This window comes from Corallococcus sp. bb12-1, from assembly GCF_026626765.1.
Taxonomy (GTDB): Bacteria; Myxococcota; Myxococcia; order Myxococcales; family Myxococcaceae; genus Corallococcus; species Corallococcus terminator.
On the sequence record NZ_JAPNJZ010000033.1, the window covers coordinates 144,773 to 164,081 of the forward strand.

A 19,309-nucleotide genomic window follows, 5' to 3' on the forward strand; every position below is an offset into this window, starting at 1 on the left:
CTCGGCGTGCAGTCGTCGAGTCTGATAGGACCCGGGGCCTTGGAGACGTTTTCAGATGTCGACCTCCTCGCTCGCTGAGCTGCCTTCCATTTCCTCGACCGCGTCGGCCTTGACGCCCGAGGTTTCGCTGGAGGCGCTCCGTCACGAAACGCCGGCTGCCACGCCCAACCGGGTGAACGCACTGCAGGCGCGGCCGGGCGACCCCATTCCGATGTACGGGGATGCGAACGCGCGCGGCTTCAAGACGGTGGAGGAACTGTCGGTCACCGATTGCGTGATCGCCCACCTGGAGGCCGAAGAGGTGGACGCGGTGTTCGGCGTCCCGGGCGGCAACATCGCGCCCTTCCAGCAGGCGCTGCGCAAGCACGACTCCATGCGTTTCATCATCGCCTCGCACGAAGCGGGTGCGGCGTTCATGGCGGACGGCTACGCGCGCGCCACGGGCAAGCTGGGCGTGTGCATGGTGACGGCGGGCCCGGGGGCCACCAACGCGCTGACGGGCGTGGCCTCCGCGCACCTGGACGGCGTGCCGCTTCTGGCCATCAGCGGCAACGTTCCCACGGATCGCTTCGGCCTGATGGCGCTCCAGGAGAGCTCCTCCACGCACGGCGTGAACACGGTGGAGATGTTCCGCCAGGCCTGCGCCAGCTCCGTGGGCATCGTGGACGCGCAGAGCTTCCCCCGGCTGCTGGCGCGCTCGCTGCGCACCGCGCAGGGGCTGCCCGGGGGCGCCGCTCACCTGAGCATCCCGTCGAACATCGCGCGTCAGCCCATCCACCGCGTCTCGGTTCCCACCACGCGCGGCGCCTTCCGGGCGCGTCCGCCCTCCGCGCCCTTCGAGGATCTTCGCGCCGCCTTCTCCCTGCTGCGCACCGCGCGCCGTCCGCTCATCTTCCTGGGCTCGGGCGCGCGCGAGGCGATGGGGGAGCACGGTGACGTGTTCAACGCGTTCATCACCCAGCACGGCATTCCCGTGGCGACGAGCGTGCGCGCCAAGGGGCTCTTCTCCGAACGGGAAGCGCTCTCGCTGGGGGTGCTGGGGCTCGCGGGCAGCAAGCGCTCCGAGACCTACCTGCGCGATGGGGTGGACGTGCTCCTGGTGCTGGGCAGCCGTCTGGGCGAGTGGGCCACCCGCAGCTTCCACAAGTACTTCCAGGCGGTCCACCACGTCATCCAGGTGGACGTGAACCCGGCGAACATCGGTCAGTTCCTGCCGGTGCGGTTGCCCATCGTGGCGGACGTGGGCTCGGTGGTGACGGGCCTGGCGGAGCTGGGCCAGATGATTGGTCCGTCCAGCGGCGCGCGGGTGAAGGAGCGCTGGTCGCAGGTGGTGGCGCTGAAGGAGCCCGCGCTTCCCACGCGCGCCCCGCAGGCGGAGAACGCCGTCAAGCCGCAGCACCTGATCGCGGAGCTGGACAAGCACCTGGGTCCGGACATGGACCTGTACATCGACATGGGCAACTGCTCGGCCTGGACGGCGCACCTGCTGCACGTGACGCCCCCGGCGCGCATCTTCTACCCGTGCGGCCTGTCGTCCATGGGCTGGTCCTGCGGCGCCGTCGTCGGTGGCAAGCTGGGCCGTCCGGAGCGCAGCGCGGTGGCCGTCACCGGCGACGGTGCGTTCCTGATGAACGGCGTGGAGGTGCTCACCGCCTCGCGCTACCGCCTGGGCACGGTGACCCTGGTCCTCAATGACAACTACCTGGGCACGGTGAACCACGGCGAGCACGTGCAGGACCGGGCGTACCCGCTGGAGGACGAGTTCTACAGCCTGGGCAACCCGGACCTGGAGCGCTTCGCCGAGTCGCTGGGCGCTCGCGTCCACTCGGTGAAGGCCGCGGGGCAGTTGGACGCGCTCCTGCCGGAGGTGCTGCGGCTCGCGGACGAAACGGGTCAGCCGCAGGTCATCATCGCGCACATCGACTACCGCGAGGTGCCGCCCTACGGTGAACGCTTCGCCGCGGTGGCGTCGGACGCGAAGTAGCACCGCATGGTGTCCGCCTCCGAATGTGCGTTGCTGGGCTTTGGCGCCGCGGTGCCAGCCCAGGTCCGCCACAACGATGATCCGCTTTTCGAACCGTTGCGGCGCGCCGCCGCCGCCGAGGGTGGCGGGGGCGAGCACGCGTTGTTCTACGGCAGCCGGGAGCGCCGGGTGCTGGGGCCGGGCGAGTCGCTGGCGTCGCTCACCGCGAAGGCAGGCGCCGCCGCGATAGCGGACGCGGGGCTGACGGCCGCGCAGGTGGAGCGGCTGTATGGCTACCTGGCCGTTTCGGAGTTCATCGCGCCGAACCAGCTCTACTCCGTGCACCGGGAGCTGGGGCTGGGGCAGGGCACGTGGGTGGTGCCGGTGAACTCGGAGTTCGCCAACTTCCTGATGAGCGTGGTGCTGGCGTGGGAGGCCCTTCGCGCGGGCAGCCTCCGTCACGCGCTGGTGGCGGTGGGCTCCGCCTGGACGCGCAACATGGACTACAGCCAGGGGCACTCCCACGTCATCGGGGAGGGCGCGGGCGCGGCGGTGGTGGGCTTCGCCGGACCTGATTCCCGGTGCGTCCTGGTGGACTGGGCCGCGGACACCTTCAGCAACGAATACGGCGCGATGGTGCTGACGGTCCGGCCGGAGTCAGGGCTCGCGCACCCCACCTATGGCATCTCATCCGCCGAGGGCATCCGGGCGTTCATGTCGTCCGGGATGGACGGGCCGCCCCGGCTGGTGGCGCGACTGCTGGCGAAGCACGGCGTGTCGCCCGACGAGGTGACGCTCATCTCGCATCAGGCCACGCGCAAGCTGATGGACCACTGGGCGCAGGCCATCCGTCCTCACGAGTACCTGGATACCTTCGAGGACTACGGGAACATGGTGCACGCGTCCATCCCGGTGACGCTGGCGCGGTTCCACCGCGAGCTGCGCACGAAGTACCTGGTGATGGTGGGGCTGGGCATCGGCGCGCACCAGATGGCCATGCTGGTGCGCGTCTGAGGCGTGGGCGCTACTGGTCGTCGCAGGGCGTGCCCAGCCGGATGCCCGTGTAGACACCCAGCTCGTTGTAGATGAGCGGCAGGTTCTGCTCCACGGGCACGTTGCGCAGGGTGACCTCCTTGCGCGGGTTTTCAATCCACACGGGCGTCTGGGCGCGGTCGATGACGAGCCGCAGCTGGCCCTTCTTCGTGGTGAAGATTTCGCCTTCCGAGTCCGCCACCACGTTGGTCATCTTCTGGAGCTTCAGGTCGCCGCGCGGCCCGATGAACACCCGGAAGTTGCGCGACTCCTCGGCGGTGGAGCCCTTGTCCACGTAGTAGTACGTGCCGTTCGAATCGCGCAGCAGCGCGTGCGGGACGTACTTCTGCGGGTTGGGCGCGTACGAGGCCTTGCGCAGCAGCTCGCGCGCCTGGGTGCCGGGGAGCATCTCCAGGGGCGCCTTGCGCTCGCCACAGCGCAGCGAACAGGTGCGCTCCTTCGCGTCCACGGACAGCTCCGAGTGCACGCGCAGGTCCAGGCCCTGGTAGTCGGCGGTGCCCTTGCGGTTGAAGAAGCGCGGGTCCATGAACAGGGTGCCGGGCAGGAAGCCCGGGGGCCGCGGCACGACGACGAGCTCCTTGCCGTCGCCGTAGAAGAGCTGTTCGTCCAGGTCTTCCGTCTCCTCGCGGGGCACGGCGACGACGTAGTGGCCCTTGCCGTCGGTGCAGACGGAGGTGGCTTCCAGGAGCATGCGCTGCCCCAGGTTCTCCGCCTTGCCCCAGGGCGGTTCGACGGCGACGGAGGTGCTCGAACCGAGGAGCACCGCCACGGTGAGGACGCGTTGAAGGTTCATGGTGTGCGGGCGTGCGGCTAGAGGTGCTTCTTGAAGTAGCGGGTGGCGGACTTCTCCTGGTTGGAGGCCTCCGTGTTCGTGGTCCACACGAAACGGTCTCCTTGCAGGGTCGGTTCCAGGCCCGCTCCGAAGCGGCAGTCGATCCGCTGGAGGCGGGCCTTCACCGTGCGGCGGGCTTCCTCGGACGTGGCGCACATGGCCTTCAGCGCGGTGAGCGGGAAGGCGCAGTAGCGGGTGATGTTCGCGTCCTTGAGCAGCGTTTCGGTGACGGAGGCCCAGTCGATGGTGCCCGCCACGGTCGCGGCGCAGGCGGTGTTCATCTGCTGGAGGGCTTCGGCGTAGCTGGTGTCGTGGGTTGCTTCCTCGGCCTTGCGGTCGAAGGCCATCAGCTTCGCGAGCTGGCCGCTCTGGGTCTGCTGCTGGTGCTGCGCGTAGACCTCCTCCGGCTTGAGCTTCTGGGAGCGCGCCTCGTCGTACTGGACGGCGATGCCGTTGCCGGGGCCGCCGGGGAAGTGCAGCTCCGCGCGCGGACCCACCAGGGTGAACGGCGAGTAGCTCCGGCCGTGCCACTGGGTGGTGTAGCTCAGGCGGGACGTGCCGACGCTGCTCCAGTCCTTGAGCGTGTACGGGAGCACCAGGCCGTCCAGCACGGAGCCGGTGCCCTGGATGCGCACGAGGAACTTCTTCTGGTCGCGGGGCGTGAGCGGCACGACCGCCACCAATTCCCCCTGCGGACCCACGAACACCTTGCCAGCTTCGACGGGCGCCGCGGCACGGGCGGGCAGGGTGCCCAGCACGGCGCAAAGCACGGCCATTGCGACGACGACTCTCACGCGATTCCTCCCCCTCCTCCCACGTGGGAACACGGCTGTGTTCACGCGCGTGGGCGGGTCCAGCTCAGAGACTCAGAGATCTAGCTCGTACTTCTGACATTCCTTCTCGACCTGGCGTTGCATGCGCGGCGGCAGCTTGCCCATTTCGGCGCGGACACCGCTCAGATCCTTCTGCCGGCAGTAGATCTTCACGAGCAGCAGTTGGGCGGACAGACTGAAGCCGTCGCTGATGCTGCGCTGGGCCTTGCGGACCGCCTCATCCAGTTTCCCGGCCTTGAGCGCTTCCCGTGCGTCCGCGAGGGCCTTGGCCGCGAGCGCATTGGGTGGCTCCATGGTCTCGGCCTTTTGCGGCGTGGCGACCTTCGTTGTCTTCACCGGAGGGGGCGCAGGGGCGATGGGCGGCGCGGGATCGGGAGGCGTGACCGTTAGCGTGGTCGCAATGGGGGCCTGGGGCGGGGTGTCCGTCCTGGCCACGGGCGGAGGGGCCGCCAGGGGTGGTGGGGGCGGGGCGCTCACGACGGGCGGCGGCGTCACGGGAGTGGACGGACGCAGCCACCAGCCAAGTCCCACGGCGCCCAGGACCAACGCGGCGGCGCCCACGATGGGCACCAGACGTGACTTCGGCTTGCCATTCGTGGATGCATCCACGGGCAGCGTGGACGCACCTGGCGCCGCCAGGGGGGCGCCCATACTCATCGGTGTGAGGGACGGGCCCTGGGGGCTCGGGAGGTGCCCCCCGAGGCTGCCGGGAGCTGCCTGCTGCCCACCGTAGCTGCCCGGAGCGACGTGCTGGCCCGTGACGTGGGCTGGAGGGTGTCCGCCCATGCTGCCCGGCGCGACGTACTGCCCCGGAAAGCCACCGTTCGCGACGGACTGCCCCGCGCCGCCCTGGACCGGGGCGCCGTGCTGGGACCCGAGGGCATTCGCTACCGGCAGGGCCACGCCGGACGCGCCCACGTTCGACCCGTTGGAAGCCATCTGCGTGGCGCCGAAGCCCATCGTGCCGCCGGGTACGGGCCCCGGGGCCTGCTGCCCGTAGTGGGCCGTGCCACCCGCGCGGGGCGCCATCGTCGCATCGAAGCCGATGTCGTCCGCGCCCGGTCCGAAACGGCCCGTGGCCGGCGCCTTGTTCACGGGTGCCATCGTCGCCCCCATCGCCTCGTCATCCGGTGTCACGGAGGGCAGGGCGATACCCGAAGGCATGGCGACGCCAGAGGGCATCGCGACACCGGACGGCATGACGATGCCGGAAGGCTGCGACGTGCGCGTGAACGTCCGGGATACGCGCATCTCCTCCGTCTCCGGCAGCGACTGGAGCGTCGTGCCCGTGAGATCCGAGATGAACGACGCGACGTCCGCGTAACGATTGTCCGGGTTCTTCTCCAGCGCGCGCGCCACCGCCGCGGCCACGTTCGGCGGCAGCTCAGGCATCAGCGTGGCCAGGGACACCGGCGGCTCATGCACCACGCGGTAGATGATCTGCGCCAGCGAACCTCCGCCGAACGGCGTCATGCCGGAGATCATCTCGAACACGATGCCGCCCAACGCGAACAGATCCGTCCTCGCGTCGATCTGCCGGTTGCGCCCCTGCGCCTGCTCCGGAGACATGTACTGCGGCGTGCCGATGAGCACCGCGTCCTGCGTCTGCAGCGTCTCCGACGACATGACCTTGGAGATGCCGAAGTCGAGCAGCTTCACGCGCTCGCCCACCACGCCGCCAGAGTCGGTGGGTACCAGGAAGATGTTCGCCGGCTTCAGGTCGCGGTGGACGATGCCCGCGCGGTGCGCTGTCTGGAGCGCGGAGCCCATCTGCCGCGTGAAGGAGAACACCTCCTCCAACGACAACCGCCCCCGCCGAAGCCGATCCTGGAGGCTCTCCCCGCGCAGGTACTCCAGCACCAGGAACGGGCTGCCGTCCTCCAGCGTGTCGAAGTCCAGCACCTCCACGATGTTCGGGTGCCCCAGCCGGGAGGCGATCTCCGCCTCGCGCCGGAAGCGCACGTGCACGTCCGGGCTCACATTGTCGCCCGTGCGCAGCACCTTGACCGCCACGTGCTTGCCGGGCAGCCGCAGGTGCTGGGCAAGGAACACCGACCCCATGCCGCCCCGACCCAACACGGAGACGACTTTGTAGGTGTTCCGGAGGACCGAATCGATGTGCAGCTCACCGTCAGCCGAGCGCGTCATGGAAGAGGGCGTGTCCTGATGACAGAAGGATGCGAAGCACCTGCGAAACGGGCCGTGACGCTAGCACGCCCCATCCGCCAGGGCGCGAGCCTCCCACCCCCGGCCACCCCCCAGACAGTCGAACGCCCGGACCCTCGTGGGAGGATCCGGGCGCCTTGAAGTCGATGAAGCCGTGCTCACCCGGGAAGGCGTGGCGCTAGACGCCGCGCCCTACCCGGGAAGGGGGCTTCAGCCCCACTTGGAGAACTGACGCCGGGGCGGAGGCGTGCTGGCCCCCGCGGCCGGAGGCGGTGCACCGGCTCCGGCAGGACGGCTCGCCTGCGCACGGACCTGGCCGCCACCGCGCGACACCTGGGCACCCGCGCCGCTGGACGGACGCTGACCGCCGCCACCCGCGCGGCCCTGGCCACCACCGCGACCGCCACCCCGTCCGCCGCCACCACCACCACCACCACCGTTGCCGCCGCGGCGCTGACCGCCATTGCCCCGGCCACCGCCCCGCCCACCCGAAAGGGGCGGACGATCGTCCTCCACCAGGTCGCCCGGAAGCGTCGCGGGGAGCAGCGAACGGAAGCTCGCGTCCGCCACCACCGGCACGCTGCGGCGGATGGTGCGCTCGATGTCGCGCAGGTACTCGCGCTCCTCGGAGTCGCAGAACGACACGGCCTGGCCGCTGGCGCCCGCGCGGCCGGTGCGGCCAATGCGGTGCACGTACTGCTCCGGCACGTTGGGCAGGTCGTAGTTGAACACGTGCGACAGCCCGTCGATGTCGATGCCGCGCGCCGCGATGTCCGTGGCCACCAGCACGCGCAGGGTGCCCGCGCGGAACTCGTCCAGCGCGCGCTCGCGGGCGTTCTGGCTCTTGTTGCCGTGGATGGCGTCGGCGCGCACGCCCGCCTGCGTGAGCTGCTTGGCCACGCGGTTGGCGCCGTGCTTCGTGCGCGTGAACACCAGCGCGCGCGGGATGGCCTTCACGTCCTGGAGCAGGTGCGTGAGCAGCGCGCGCTTCTCCTCGCGCTTCACGAAGTACACCTGCTGGCTCACCGTCTCCGCGGTGGTGGACGCGGGCGACACCTCCACCCGCACCGGATCCTTCAGGATGTTGCGCGCCAGGTCCACGATGTCCGGCGGCAGCGTCGCGCTGAAGAACAGCGTCTGGCGCTCCTTCGGCAGGACCTTGATGACGCGCCGGACGTCATGGATGAAGCCCATGTCCAGCATGCGGTCCGCCTCGTCGAGCACGAACACTTCGAGCGCGCGCAGCGTCACGTGGCCTTGATCGATGAGGTCCAAGAGGCGGCCCGGCGTCGCCACCAGGATGTCCACGCCCTGGCGCAGCGCCTGGACCTGCGGCGTCTGGCCCACGCCGCCGAACACCACCGCGTGGCGCAGGGGCAGGTTCTTGCCGTAGGTCCCGAAGCTCTCACTGACCTGGCTGGCCAACTCGCGCGTGGGCGTCAGCACCAGGCAGCGCACCGGACGCGCGCCGCCCGCCGGAGCCTTCGCCGACAGCCGCTGGAGGATGGGCAGCGCGAACGCCGCGGTCTTGCCCGTGCCCGTCTGGGCCACGCCCAGCACGTCCTTGCCCGCCAGTGCATGCGGGATCGCCTTCACCTGGATGGGCGTCGGCGTGGTGTAGCCCTCGGCCTTCACGGCCTTGAGGAGTGATTCAGTCAACTGCAGTTCGTCAAACGTCATGGAATCCCGCGATGATGGGTTGGCGCGCTTCCCCCTCAGGCGGGGGGCCGACCGCGCAGCGCGCCCTCCCGCGAAATTGCGGGGGCGCCTGGCGGTGCGCGGTCAGGCCGCGAAGCGGCCCGAAGCACCTGGAAGTGTCCAGGAACCCGTAGGACCCCCGGGAGAATTCCCGGTGCGGCCCACGGTCCAACCACACTGCCTGCAACGGGGGGCAATGTCCCGGGAAATCCATCCCGCCCGGCCGGCCCGCCCCTGTGGAGATTTCGGACAGGGCTGCATGCCTGCTGCCCTCCACATCCCCAACTCCCCAGTCCAGGCGGCGGTGGCCCCCTCCCTCGCCCGCCCTCCCAAACCACCGAAATCCTTTGGACAGCAAATATCTGCCCTTGGACAGGTGCCTGGATTCATTGGGAAATTCCCCAGCCCCTGTCGCCTGGCACGACCGTTGCTAGCCTATGCCGCGTCGCGCCGTGAAGGCGCGGGCAGTGAGCACCCGGAAGGAGCGGGAATTGACGCGGTGGCAGCGACAGACGGTGGGGATGGCCTGGGGTGTGGGGTTGTGCGCGGCGACGCTGGCGTGCGCGCAGCCGAAGCCGGCGACGACGTCCGTGGCGGCTCGGGGTTCGGGGTTCTCCATGGAGACGGTGAAGGAGCGGGCCCGCGCGCTGGCCGCGAAGCCGTACCAGGAGCCGCCCATCGGGGTGCCGCCGTCCTTCGAGAAGCTCACCTACGATCAGTACCGGGACATCCGCTTCCGCGACGCCAGCTCCCTGTGGCGTGACGCGAACCTCCAGTTCCGGGCGCAGTTCTTCCACCCGGGCTTCTATTACACGCGTCCCGTCCAGGTGAACGAGGTGTCCGGAGGCAAGGCGCGCCCGGTGCCCTTCTCCACGGATCAATTCACCTATGGGCCCCTGGTGGGCACGCCGCCCAAGGGGAAGGTGAATGGCTTCGCGGGCTTCCGCCTCAACGCGCCGCTGAACACGAAGGGCTACTACGACGAACTGGTGGCCTTCCTGGGCGCCAGCTACTTCCGCGCCCTGGGCAAGGGCAACCTGTACGGCCTGTCCGCGCGCGGGCTCGCCATCGACACGGCGCTGCAGGGCCCCGAGGAGTTCCCGACGTTCCGCGAGTTCTGGCTGGAGAAGCCGGCGGAGGGTTCGGACCAGGTGGTGGTGCACGCGCTGCTCGACAGCACCAGCGTCACGGGCGCCTACCGCTTCGTCATCCAGCCGGGCGAGCAGACGGTGATGGACATCACGGCGACGCTGTTCGCCCGCAAGCAGGTGCGGCAGTTGGGCCTGGCGCCGCTGACCAGCATGTTCCTCTTTGGAGAGAACGACCGGGGCGACTTCGACGACTTCCGTCCCGAGGTGCACGACTCCGACGGCCTCTCCGTGTGGATGAAGAACGGCGAGAAGCTGTGGCGCCCGCTGAAGAACCCGAAGCACACCCAGGTGAGCAGCTTCCATACGGACGGGCTGTCGGGCTTCGGCCTCTTGCAGCGCGACCAGGCCTTCACCAGTTATGAGGACCTGGAAGCGCGCTCCGAGCGTCGCCCGGGTGCCTGGGTGCAGCCGGTGGGCGACTGGGGCAAGGGCTCCGTGCGGCTGGTGGAGCTGCCCACCCGCGAGGAGATCCACGACAACATCGTCGCCTTCTGGGTACCGGATGCGCCGCTGGCGGCGGGTGCACAGCTTGAATTCTCGTATCGACTGTCGTGGGGCTTCGCGCCGGAAGGTGTGAAGTCCCTGGGGTCGGTCGTCGCGGCGACGCGTGTCGCCGCGGGCAGCAAGCCGGGGGCGCGTCGCTTCGTCCTCGATTTCACGCAGAACACGGAGGACGGCACGGGTCCGGTGGAAGCGGTCGTCACCGCCTCCCGTGGGCAGGTGTTGCACCCGCGCGCGGAAGTCCACGCCATCACCGGTGGCTATCGCGCGGCCTTCGAGCTGATGCCTGACGGAGAAGGACCCGTCGAGCTCCGCTGCTTCCTGAAACGCGGTTCCGAGACCCTCACCGAGACCTGGAGCTACCTGTGGATTCCGTGACCACGCACCCCTTCCTCTCCTTCGCCCCGGCGATGCCCCAGGCCCGCGTGGACACCCACGACGCGCTGGTGGGCTTCTTCCAGGACTTCGGCTTCAGTGGCCGTGGAGACCTGGAGCGCCTGGCGAACTGGGTCCTGGGCACCCGCGACCTGTCGCTGTCTCCGGAAGCCGCGCTGGCGCTCGCGCGCTGGCGGGTGGAGGGGTGGCTGGCGGAGGTGCTCGGGCCGTCTCAGGTGGGTCCGTCGCTGATGGTGCGCGGCCGGGCCGCGTTCGTCCTGGTGGGCGGTGCGCGCTGGGGCGCGGACGTGCTGATGCGCGAGCCTCGCGCGCTGCCGGAGGCGTGGCGCCGGGCGGTGTGTGAAGCAGTGCCCATGGCGGCTCCGGCGGAAGTGCCCTGCCAGATGCGCGAGCAGGTGCTCGTGCTCAATCCCGTCATGGACATGCTGCGCCGCTGGCTGCGTCCGGCCAACAGCCAGGCAGGCGTGTCGCCGTCGCGCTAGGCCGCACCCTCCACCCCGCGTCGTCCACTGGAGCACCGTCATCATGAACGCCGAACCGTACTCGCCGGCCATGGCCCGCCCTCGCCGTGTGATGGTGCTGGGGCTGGCGGCCCTGACCACCGGGTTCGCCTCCGTGGAGATGCACCGGCTGCTCAGCGCCCGGGGCACCACGGTGCCGGAAGTGTTCGTGCTGATGCTGTTCACGCTGTGCTTCGCGTGGATTGCCTTGTCGTTCTGGGGCGGCGTCGCGGGCTTCGTGCAGCTCGTGTCGAAGAGCCGCGTGCCGGGCCTGCGCTGGCCCACGGAGGCGGAGGCCGCCGGGCCGCTCACGCGCCGCACCGCGGTGGTGATGCCGGTGCACAACGAGGATCCGGCGTCGGTGTTCGCGCACGTGCAGGCCACGTACGAATCCATCGCGGCCACCGGGCACCTGGACGCGTTCGACTTCTACGTGCTCAGTGACTCCACGCGCGCGGAGGCGTGGGTGGCGGAGGAGCTGGCGTGGTCGGAGCTGTGCCGCCGCGTGGGCGGGCAGGGCCGTATCTTCTACCGGCGCCGCTTCGACAACACCGGTAAGAAGGCCGGCAACCTGGCCGAGTTCTGCGAGCGCTGGGGCCGCCGCTACGACTACCTGCTGGTGCTGGACGCCGACAGCCTGATGGCGGGCGACAGCGTGGTGAGCATGGCCCGGCTGATGGAATTGAACCCGGGCGCGGGCATCCTCCAGGTGCCGCCGCAGAACGTGGGTCGCTCCACGCTGTTCGCGCGCCTGCAGCAGTTCGCGGGCCGCATCTACGGCCCCATCGTCGCGGCGGGTGCGGCGGCGTGGCAGTTGGGGGACTCCAACTACTGGGGCCACAACGCCATCCTGCGCATGGCGCCCTTCATCGAGCACTGCGGCCTTCCGGTGCTGCCAGGACAGCAGCCCTTTGGCGGCCACATCCTCAGCCACGACTTCGTGGAGGCGGCGCTGATGCGTCGCGCGGGCTACACGGTGTGGTTGGTTCCGGAGCTGGGGGGCAGCTACGAGCAGCCGCCCCCGGACCTGCTCGCGTACGCGCAGCGCGACCGCCGCTGGTGCCAGGGCAACCTCCAGCACCTGGGCCTGGTGATGGCGGGCGGCCTGCACCCGATGAGCCGGGCGCACTTCGTGATGGGCGTGATGTCCTACGTGGCATCGCCCCTGTGGCTCATCTTCCTGGTGTCGGGCCTGTTCGCCGCGCTGCACGAGTGGTTCTTCGCGCCCACGACGTTCGTGGACTTCCAGTCCACGCTGCCCGGAGGGGACGCGTTCGACACGGCGGGCGCGCTGCGGCTGATGGTCCTGTCGCTGGCGATGCTGTGGATCCCCCGCCTGATGGGCCTGGGGCTGGTGCTGGCCGACCGCGCGGAGGCGACGCGCATGGGTGGCCGCTTCAAGCTCGCGCTGAGCGTCCTCTTGGAGGGCGTGGTGTCCACGCTGATGGCGCCGGTGATGATGCTCTTCCAGTCGCACTTCGTGTTCGGGACGCTCCTGGGCTACCGGGTGTCGTGGTCCAGCCAGCAGCGCGAGGACACCGACCTGCCGTGGTCGGAGGCCTTCCGCCGGCACAAGTGGCACATGGCGGTGGGCGTCGTGCTCGCGGCGCTGACGGTCGCGGTGGCGCCGGGGATGCTGGCGTGGTTGTCACCCGTCATCCTGGGGCTGTGGCTGGCCCCGGCCATCTCCGTGTTCACCGCCCGCGCGTCGCTGGGCCTGTGGGCGCAGCGCCGGGGCCTGTTCCTCATCCCCGAGGAGGTGACGCCTCCCTCCGTGCTGGTGCGCGCGCAGGAGCTGTCGGAGGAGGGGATGGAGCCGGTGGACGACGCGCTGGACCATGTGCTCTCGGATCCGCGGGCGCACGCGCTGCACCTGGCGCTGCTGGAGGCCCACCCGACGGCGGGGGTTCCCGCAGCGCTCGCGTCCGCGCGGCGCAAGCTGCTGGCGGGCGCGGTGGAGCCCCTGTCCCAGCAGGAGAAGTCCGCGGTGCTGCTGGATGCGCGCACGCTGTCCGAATTGCGCGGTCGCCGGCTGGGCGCGCGGGCCTGAAGCTGTCCCGCAGGCGCCTTCCTTCCTGGCGTCTGGGGAGGCGTCATCGCGGTTGCGCCGGGGCGGTCTTCGCCCTAGACGCAGCCTTCATGACCCGAGCTTCTTCCCTCGCCGCGCTCGCGCTGTTCGTCTCGCCATTCATCTCGCTGGGGGCCTTCGCCGCCGAGGCTCCCGTGTCCGAGGGAGACCGGTGGTGGAAGCACATCGAGATCCTCTCCAGTGACGCGATGGAGGGACGCGACACGGGCAGCAAGGGGTATGAGACCGCCGCGGGCTATGTCTCCAAGGAGCTGGCAGCGCTGGGCGTGAAGCCGATGTTGAAGACGGGCTTCCTCCAGCCCATGGCGTTGCGGTCGCGCCGGATCGTGGAGGCGAAGTCCAGCGTCGCGCTCGTGCGCGGCGGCCAGACGCTGCCCCTGGTGCAGGGCGAGGACGTGATGCTGTCCGCGCGGCAGGGCGACAGTGGCACCGTGGAAGCGCCCCTGGTGTTCGTGGGGTACGGCCTGTCCATCCCCGAGAAGGGCTACGACGACTTCGCGGGCCTGGACCTCAAGGGCAAGGTGGTGGTGCTGCTCCAGGGCGGACCCTCGAACATCCCGGGCCCGGTGAAGTCCCACTTCTCGGCGTGGTCGGAGCGGGTGAAGGTGCTCAAGAGCGCCGGGGCGGTGGGGTTCGTCTACCTCCAGAACCCCAAGCTGCTGGAGCTCCCCTGGGAGCGGATGGTGGCTGCCAGCAGGAATCCCACGGTGCTGTTCGCGGATCCTTCGCTCAACGACTCGGGCGGCATGAAGGTGGCGGTCGTCACGAACGTGGCCCATTCGCAGAAGTGGTTCGAGGGCGCTCCGCACACCTACGAGGCGCTGGTGGCGCTGGCCAACGCGGACCAGCCGCTGCCAAAGTTCGACCTGCCCGCGCGCCTGAAGGTGAAGCTCGCCATTGAATCCAAGCCGCTCAAGTCGATGAACGTGGTGGGCGTCATGCCCGGCTCCGACCCGGTGCTCGCGAAGGAGTACGTGGTGCTCACCGCGCACCTGGATCACGTGGGCATCGGCGATCCGGTGAAGGGCGACCGCATCTACAACGGGGCCATGGACAACGCCTCCGGCGTGGCGGCGCTGCTGGAGGTGGCTCGGGTGCTGCGCGAGCAGCCCCAGAAGCCGAAGCGCTCGGTGCTGTTCGCGCTGACGACGGGCGAGGAGAAGGGCCTGCTCGGGTCGAAGTACTTCGCGTCCCGGCCGCCCGTGCCCATCACGTCCATGGTGGCGGACCTGAACCTGGACATGTTCATGCCCCACTGGCCGTTCACCAGCGTGGTGGCGCACGGCAAGGACGAGTCCACGCTCCTGGCGGCGCTCTCCGACGTGGCCGCGAAGCAGGGCGTGCGGGTGCTGGCGGATCCGGAGCCGGACCGCAACCTGTTCGTGCGCAGCGACCAGTACTCGTTCATCCGCGAGGGCGTGCCCGCGCTGTTCTTCAAGTTCGGTTACACCCCGGGCTCCGAGGAGCAGAAGCTCTTCAAGCAGTGGCTGGCCGAGCACTACCACGCCCCGTCGGATGACCTGTCCCAGCAGCCCGTGGACCGCGAGGGCGCAGCGCGCTTCATCACGTTCCTGACCGCCATGACCCGCGCGGTGGCGGATGCGCCCGACCGTCCGCGCTGGAACGACGACAGCTTCTTCCGCCGCTTCGCGAAGCCGGCGGCGGAGCCCGCGAAGGTCCCGGCCGCGAAGCCTTAGGGCATGGCGCCTCGTGTGGACGGGGCAGGGGCTTCAGGCGCCCTGGAGTGAATCGGTGACGCCGAGATGGGACTCCAGGAAGCGCAGCGCGCTGCGGATGTCCGACGAGGCCGCTTCGCGCGGCGCGTTCCGGGCCGCCTCCATGCGCCGGTGGGCCGCGCTCCGGGCTTCGTGCCCCACGATGCTGTCCGCCGGGGCGGCGCTGGCCTCGGCCAGGTCCAGGGCGGCGCGCAGCAGGTTCACGAGCTGGCGCAGGCTGGGGTCCTCGCGCAGTTCGGGCGCGGCCTCCAGCTCCGCGAAGCACTGGCGGGAGATCCGCAGCTCACCACACGCGGCCTCCAGCGCGGCGCGGTGCGCGATGAAGCGCAGGGCCTGCCAGCGGGACGTCCGCCCCAGGATGGTCACCGCTTCGCCCAGGGCCGCGCGGGCCTGTTTCCAGTCACCTCGCGCGAGCGACGCGCGCCCCAGCTCTCCCAGGGCCGTGCCCTCCAGCAGGCGCTGTCCCATGATGCGCGAGGTGCGCACCGCGGACTCCAGGTGTTCGCTCGCATCCGTGACGCCGCCCGCGTCCAGCAGGTAGCAACCCAGGTTGAGCCGCGCCAGGGCCTCGCCGGTGCGGTCCTCCACGCTGGATGCGCGGGCCAGGGCCTCGCCCAGCAACATCACCGCTTCGCCGCCGTCGCCCGCCTCGCCGATGGCCACCGCGCAGTTGGTGAGGAAGCCCACCTCGAACGTCACGTCGCCCACCTCGCGGAACAGCGCCAGCGACGCGCGCAGGTGTGGAATGGCCGCCTCCGGGCCGCGCCGCACCTGTTCGACGAGGCCCAGGTTCCCCACCGCGTATGCCTCCAGCCAGCGGTCGCCCTCCGAGGCGAGCGCCTGCGCGTCGTGCATCAGCGTCCACGCGGACGCCACGTCCCCGGCATGGCGGGCGACGATGGACAGGTCCACGAGCACGCGCTTCTCCGCCGCGGCCTCGCCCAGCGCGTGGAAGACGGTCCGCACGTGCTCCAACGCCCGGCGCGCCGCTTCCGGCTGGCCCGCGTCCAGGTAGGCGCGGCCCATCACCGCCAGCGCCTCCGCGCGCTTCAGCGGCGCCACCGGCACGTGGGCCGACGCCTCCAGGGCCCGCTCCAGTCGCTCCAGCAAGAGGCCCACCGGCCCGCGCGTGCGCGCATCCGGCTCCAGCGACACCAGCGTCTCCAACGCGCGGCCCAACGACTCCGCGGTCGCTGGCCGCACGGCCATCGCGTTGTCGCACGCGGCCAGCAGGTTCTCCCGCTCCAGGGCCAGGCGGCGCAACGCCGTGGCCCCTCCCGTGCGTTGGACGCGCTCCCGCAGACGGCCCGCGAGCTGGAGATAGGTGTCCGCGTGCCGGGCCTCGCAGGCCGCTTCGTCACCGCGCTCGCGCAGGCGCAGGGCCGCATACTCGCGGATGCTCTCGTACAGGCCCAGGCGCAGGAACCCCCCGGGCGCTCCGACCTCCCGTGCGCACAGGAGCGAACGGGCGCGCAGCGAGTGCAACACCTCCAGCACGTCCGGCGAACCCTCCGGCAGCACCAGCACCGCTTCGGCCGCCTCCAGCGTGAAGCCACCCCGGAACACCGAGCACTGCGCCAGCGCGGCGCGTTCCGCGGGCTCCAGCAGGTTCCAGGACCAGTCGATGGCGCCCCGCAGCGTCGCCTGCCTCGCGGTCGCGTCCCGTCGTCCGACGCGCAGCAGCTCGAAGCGCTTCGTCAGCCGCTCGCGAAGCTGCTCCACGCCCAGCACGCTCACGCGCGCGGCGGCCAGTTCGATGGCGAGCGCGATGCCGTCCAACTGCCGCACGATGTCCGCGACGCGCGGGGCCTCCGCGTCGGTCAGGAGGAAGTCGCCGCGGGCCTCGTGCGCCCGTTGCACGAACAGGCGCACCGCGTCCGAGCGCAGGATGACGTCCCGGCGCGTCTCTTCGGGATCGGGCAGGCTCAACGGGGCCAGGTCCAGCACGCGCTCCCCGGGCAGCCGCAAGGCTTCGCGCGTGGTGACGAGGAAGCGCGCGCGCGGCGCCAGCACCCGCCACCGGCCGATCGTCTCCGGCACGTGGCGCACCACCTGCTCCACGTTGTCGAGGATGACCAGCACCTCGCCGCAGCCATCCAGCGCCCGGCCCAGGCGCTCCGCGGGCGCGCTGCCATCCCCGTCCGCCGCCAGGGGCACGCCCAGCGCCCGTCCCACCGCATGGCAGAGGTCGCCCGCCGTCAGTGCCTCCTCCAAATCGCAGCGCCAGACGCCGCCCTCCCAACCGCCCGCGTCCGACTCCAGCCCGCCAAAGTGGGTGGCCAGCCGCGTCTTGCCCATGCCACCCGGGCCCAGGATGCTGATCAGCCGCGCGCCTTCGCGCACCCACTGGCGCAGCGTGTCCAGCTCCTCGCCGCGCCCCACCAGATCCTGCCGCGAGGCGGGCACGTTGCCGGGACGATCCCTGGGCGCGCGCAGCGCTCCGAAGCGCCGGTGCGCCAGGGACGCGGGCAGCACCTCCACCAACGTGACGCTGTCGCCCACGCCGCGCAGGCGGAAGGCCCCCAGCGTGCGCGCGACGGGCATGCCCAGGGAGGCCAGCTCCGGCGCGACGCGTGCCCACGCCGCGCCGCTCAACAACACCTGTCCGCCGTGGCCCGCATCCGCCACGCGCGCGGCGATGTTCACCGGCGGCCCCAGGTAGTCCAACCGGTGGGTGGAGGGATCCATGCGGTAGTCGGGTTCGCCCACGTGCACCCCCATGCGCACGCGCAGCCCCCGGTGCTTCAGCCCTTCCGGCCCGTCCTCCTCCGCCGCGTCCGGCTCCGCCAGCAAGGACGCGGGCCAGCTCACGTGCAGCAGCGCTTCCTGCGCGCGCAGGCACCAGTGCACCGCCTCCACCGGGGACGCGAAGGCGACCATGAAGGCGTCGCCCTGCGACTTCACCTCATAGCCGTCCGTGCCCAGCAGGAGGGCGCGCAGCACGCCGTCGTGCAGCTCCAGCGCGTCGCGCATGCTCGTGCCACAGCGCTCCCACAGCCGCGTGGACCCCTGGATGTCGGTGAAGACGAGCGCCACCGAACCGGTGGGCGGCAGGTGGGCATGGGGCGGCTCGTCACGGCCAGAAGGCGCCTCGTCGGCCGTGGGCGCGACGACCGTGAGTTTGAAGGCCTCTGCCATGCCGCTGCTCTCCCCGATGCCGGAAACCCCACCTGCTCCCACCCCGGTGCCGACGTGTTGCCCGCGAGGGTGACGCCCCTGACGTCAGCCCTTCACATGGAAAGCAGTACGGGCCAAAACGGCAACGTGCACCTGTCGGGTAGGGCAGGGCGCCGCTAATGAGCACTTGTGATCGCGCCGCGCGCGCATCCATCAATGGACGACAGCCGTATGGTCCCGCGGGGCCTCCCTTCTTCGACGTTCGGGCCTGGCCGCCTGCTGGTGTCGCAGGGTCTGCCGGGCCCCATTCCAAGCAGGACGGGGGGCCGTGTTAGGACTGCGGCACGTCCCGGGTTCGCGATGCGACACCGCGAGGCCCGCGACGCACTCTCCGGAAGGACTCATGCGTTCGACTTCGGCACTGGCGTTGATGATGGCTTCCCTCGCATTTGGCGCGCTGACGGCTTGTGGTGATGACAAGGCGACGGGCGGCGACACGGACGCGGGGACGACGGATGGCGGCGGCACGGGTGGCGAGGCCACCGGCAAGTGTCCGGCCTCCGCGTACATCTGCGAGAACTTCGACAACGGGCAGAACGGCTGGAAGACCCCGGACGAGGAGCACAACGCCACCATCACCATTGACGGCACGCGCACCCGCTCCGGCAGCGGCGCGCTGCACGTGGTGACGGAGCCGGGACACGATGAGACGACGGGCACGGAGGCTGATCCCCAGGCCATCGCGCACCTGCGCAAGGACATCCCCACCTTCGGCACGGCGCTCTACGCGCGCGCGTACGTGTACCTGAACCGGGCGTCTCCCAAGGATGTGATGGGGACGTACTTCATCCTCTTCTCGCCCAAGGAGACCGAATTCGGCGGCATCGAGCTGCAGCAGATGAACAGCGGCGGCTTCGCGCTGGATGACTGGAGCGGCATCAAGGGCACGGGCTGGAACCTCCAGGAGGATCTGACGGTGACGATGGCGCCCAACCGATGGGCCTGCATCGAGTGGGCCGTGAAGCGCACGAAGGCGACGGACACCACGGGCCGCGCGCAGGTCTACGTGGACGGGGCGCTGGCGTATGACTTCCCGAACGTAGGCATTCGACCGTTCACGAACTTCGCGGTGGGCTACGGCTTCGTGCACCCGCACGGCGACTCGGCGTCGGAGACGTGGATCGACGACGTCGCGGTGGCCCCCGAGCGCATCGGCTGCGAGTAGCTGGGAGCACCGGGCCTCCTTCCCAGGAGGAGGGAGGCCCGTGCTAGGA

General features: G+C 70.6%; 12 protein-coding genes. 7 read left to right on the forward strand and 5 right to left on the reverse strand.

Annotated elements, in window-relative coordinates:
* Positions 1–55 precede the first annotated feature (55 nt).
* Entirely contained in the window at positions 56–1,984 is a 1,929-nt protein-coding gene (locus tag OV208_RS38855) for a thiamine pyrophosphate-binding protein (protein ID WP_267579017.1), read from the forward strand.
* A gap of 6 nt (positions 1,985–1,990) precedes the next feature.
* Positions 1,991–2,977 (forward strand): 3-oxoacyl-[acyl-carrier-protein] synthase III C-terminal domain-containing protein, encoded by a 987-nt coding sequence (locus OV208_RS38860; protein ID WP_267579018.1) that lies wholly within the window; start codon positions 1,991–1,993, stop codon positions 2,975–2,977.
* Positions 2,978–2,987: 10 nt separating this feature from the next.
* Here the strand turns inward: OV208_RS38860 and OV208_RS38865 are convergent, their stop codons facing one another.
* The 4 genes from OV208_RS38865 to OV208_RS38880 form a co-directional block, all read right to left on the reverse strand.
* Positions 2,988–3,809, reverse strand: coding sequence for a hypothetical protein (locus tag OV208_RS38865; RefSeq protein WP_267579019.1), 822 nt, complete (start codon positions 3,807–3,809; stop codon positions 2,988–2,990).
* 17 nt (positions 3,810–3,826) lie between these two features.
* Positions 3,827–4,642, reverse strand: a complete 816-nt coding sequence (locus OV208_RS38870) for a hypothetical protein (RefSeq protein WP_267579020.1) — start codon at positions 4,640–4,642, stop codon at positions 3,827–3,829.
* 72 nt (positions 4,643–4,714) lie between these two features.
* Positions 4,715–6,829 carry a serine/threonine-protein kinase gene (locus OV208_RS38875; RefSeq protein ID WP_267579021.1) on the reverse strand — a complete coding sequence of 705 codons (2,115 nt, stop codon included), beginning with the start codon at positions 6,827–6,829 and terminating at the stop codon, positions 4,715–4,717.
* A 228-nt stretch (positions 6,830–7,057) separates the two neighbouring features.
* Positions 7,058–8,527, reverse strand: coding sequence for a DEAD/DEAH box helicase (locus tag OV208_RS38880; protein ID WP_267579022.1), 1,470 nt, complete (start codon positions 8,525–8,527; stop codon positions 7,058–7,060).
* Positions 8,528–9,066: 539 nt separating this feature from the next.
* On the opposite strand from OV208_RS38880, the gene OV208_RS38885 reads away from it, so the two are divergent.
* The 4 genes from OV208_RS38885 (at position 9,067) to OV208_RS38900 (ending at position 14,879) form a co-directional block, all read left to right on the forward strand.
* Positions 9,067–10,575 carry a glucan biosynthesis protein gene (locus tag OV208_RS38885; RefSeq protein WP_267579083.1) on the forward strand — a complete coding sequence of 503 codons (1,509 nt, stop codon included), beginning with the start codon at positions 9,067–9,069 and terminating at the stop codon, positions 10,573–10,575.
* Positions 10,572–11,075 carry a hypothetical protein gene (locus tag OV208_RS38890; RefSeq protein WP_267579023.1) on the forward strand — a complete coding sequence of 168 codons (504 nt, stop codon included), beginning with the start codon at positions 10,572–10,574 and terminating at the stop codon, positions 11,073–11,075. The genes OV208_RS38885 and OV208_RS38890 overlap by 4 nt, the downstream gene beginning before the upstream one ends.
* Before the next feature lie 43 nt (positions 11,076–11,118).
* A complete protein-coding gene (gene mdoH / locus OV208_RS38895) occupies positions 11,119–13,143 on the forward strand; it encodes a glucans biosynthesis glucosyltransferase MdoH (protein WP_267579024.1) in 2,025 nt (674 codons plus the stop codon).
* Between the two features lie 89 nt (positions 13,144–13,232).
* Positions 13,233–14,879 carry a M20/M25/M40 family metallo-hydrolase gene (locus tag OV208_RS38900; protein ID WP_267579025.1) on the forward strand — a complete coding sequence of 549 codons (1,647 nt, stop codon included), beginning with the start codon at positions 13,233–13,235 and terminating at the stop codon, positions 14,877–14,879.
* Between the two features lie 33 nt (positions 14,880–14,912).
* Here OV208_RS38900 and OV208_RS38905 read toward each other — a convergent pair whose 3' ends face one another.
* Positions 14,913–18,056, reverse strand: a complete 3,144-nt coding sequence (locus OV208_RS38905; protein ID WP_267579026.1) for an ATP-binding protein — start codon at positions 18,054–18,056, stop codon at positions 14,913–14,915.
* Positions 18,057–18,438: 382 nt separating this feature from the next.
* Here OV208_RS38905 and OV208_RS38910 point away from each other — a divergent pair, with 382 nt between their 5' ends.
* Positions 18,439–19,260 carry a hypothetical protein gene (locus OV208_RS38910; RefSeq protein WP_267579027.1) on the forward strand — a complete coding sequence of 274 codons (822 nt, stop codon included), beginning with the start codon at positions 18,439–18,441 and terminating at the stop codon, positions 19,258–19,260.
* The last annotated feature ends 49 nt before the right edge of the window (positions 19,261–19,309 follow it).

Coding starts and splice junctions, on each gene's coding strand:
- OV208_RS38910 (WP_267579027.1), top strand. CDS start 18,439: ATGCGTTCGACTTCGGCACTGGCGTTGATGATGGCTTCCCTCGCATTT.
- OV208_RS38905 (WP_267579026.1), bottom strand. CDS start 18,056: ATGGCAGAGGCCTTCAAACTCACGGTCGTCGCGCCCACGGCCGACGAG.
- OV208_RS38865 (WP_267579019.1), bottom strand. CDS start 3,809: ATGAACCTTCAACGCGTCCTCACCGTGGCGGTGCTCCTCGGTTCGAGC.
- OV208_RS38875 (WP_267579021.1), bottom strand. CDS start 6,829: ATGACGCGCTCGGCTGACGGTGAGCTGCACATCGATTCGGTCCTCCGG.
- OV208_RS38860 (WP_267579018.1), top strand. CDS start 1,991: ATGGTGTCCGCCTCCGAATGTGCGTTGCTGGGCTTTGGCGCCGCGGTG.
- OV208_RS38880 (WP_267579022.1), bottom strand. CDS start 8,527: ATGACGTTTGACGAACTGCAGTTGACTGAATCACTCCTCAAGGCCGTG.
- OV208_RS38900 (WP_267579025.1), top strand. CDS start 13,233: ATGACCCGAGCTTCTTCCCTCGCCGCGCTCGCGCTGTTCGTCTCGCCA.
- OV208_RS38855 (WP_267579017.1), top strand. CDS start 56: ATGTCGACCTCCTCGCTCGCTGAGCTGCCTTCCATTTCCTCGACCGCG.
- OV208_RS38885 (WP_267579083.1), top strand. CDS start 9,067: ATGGCCTGGGGTGTGGGGTTGTGCGCGGCGACGCTGGCGTGCGCGCAG.
- mdoH (WP_267579024.1), top strand. CDS start 11,119: ATGAACGCCGAACCGTACTCGCCGGCCATGGCCCGCCCTCGCCGTGTG.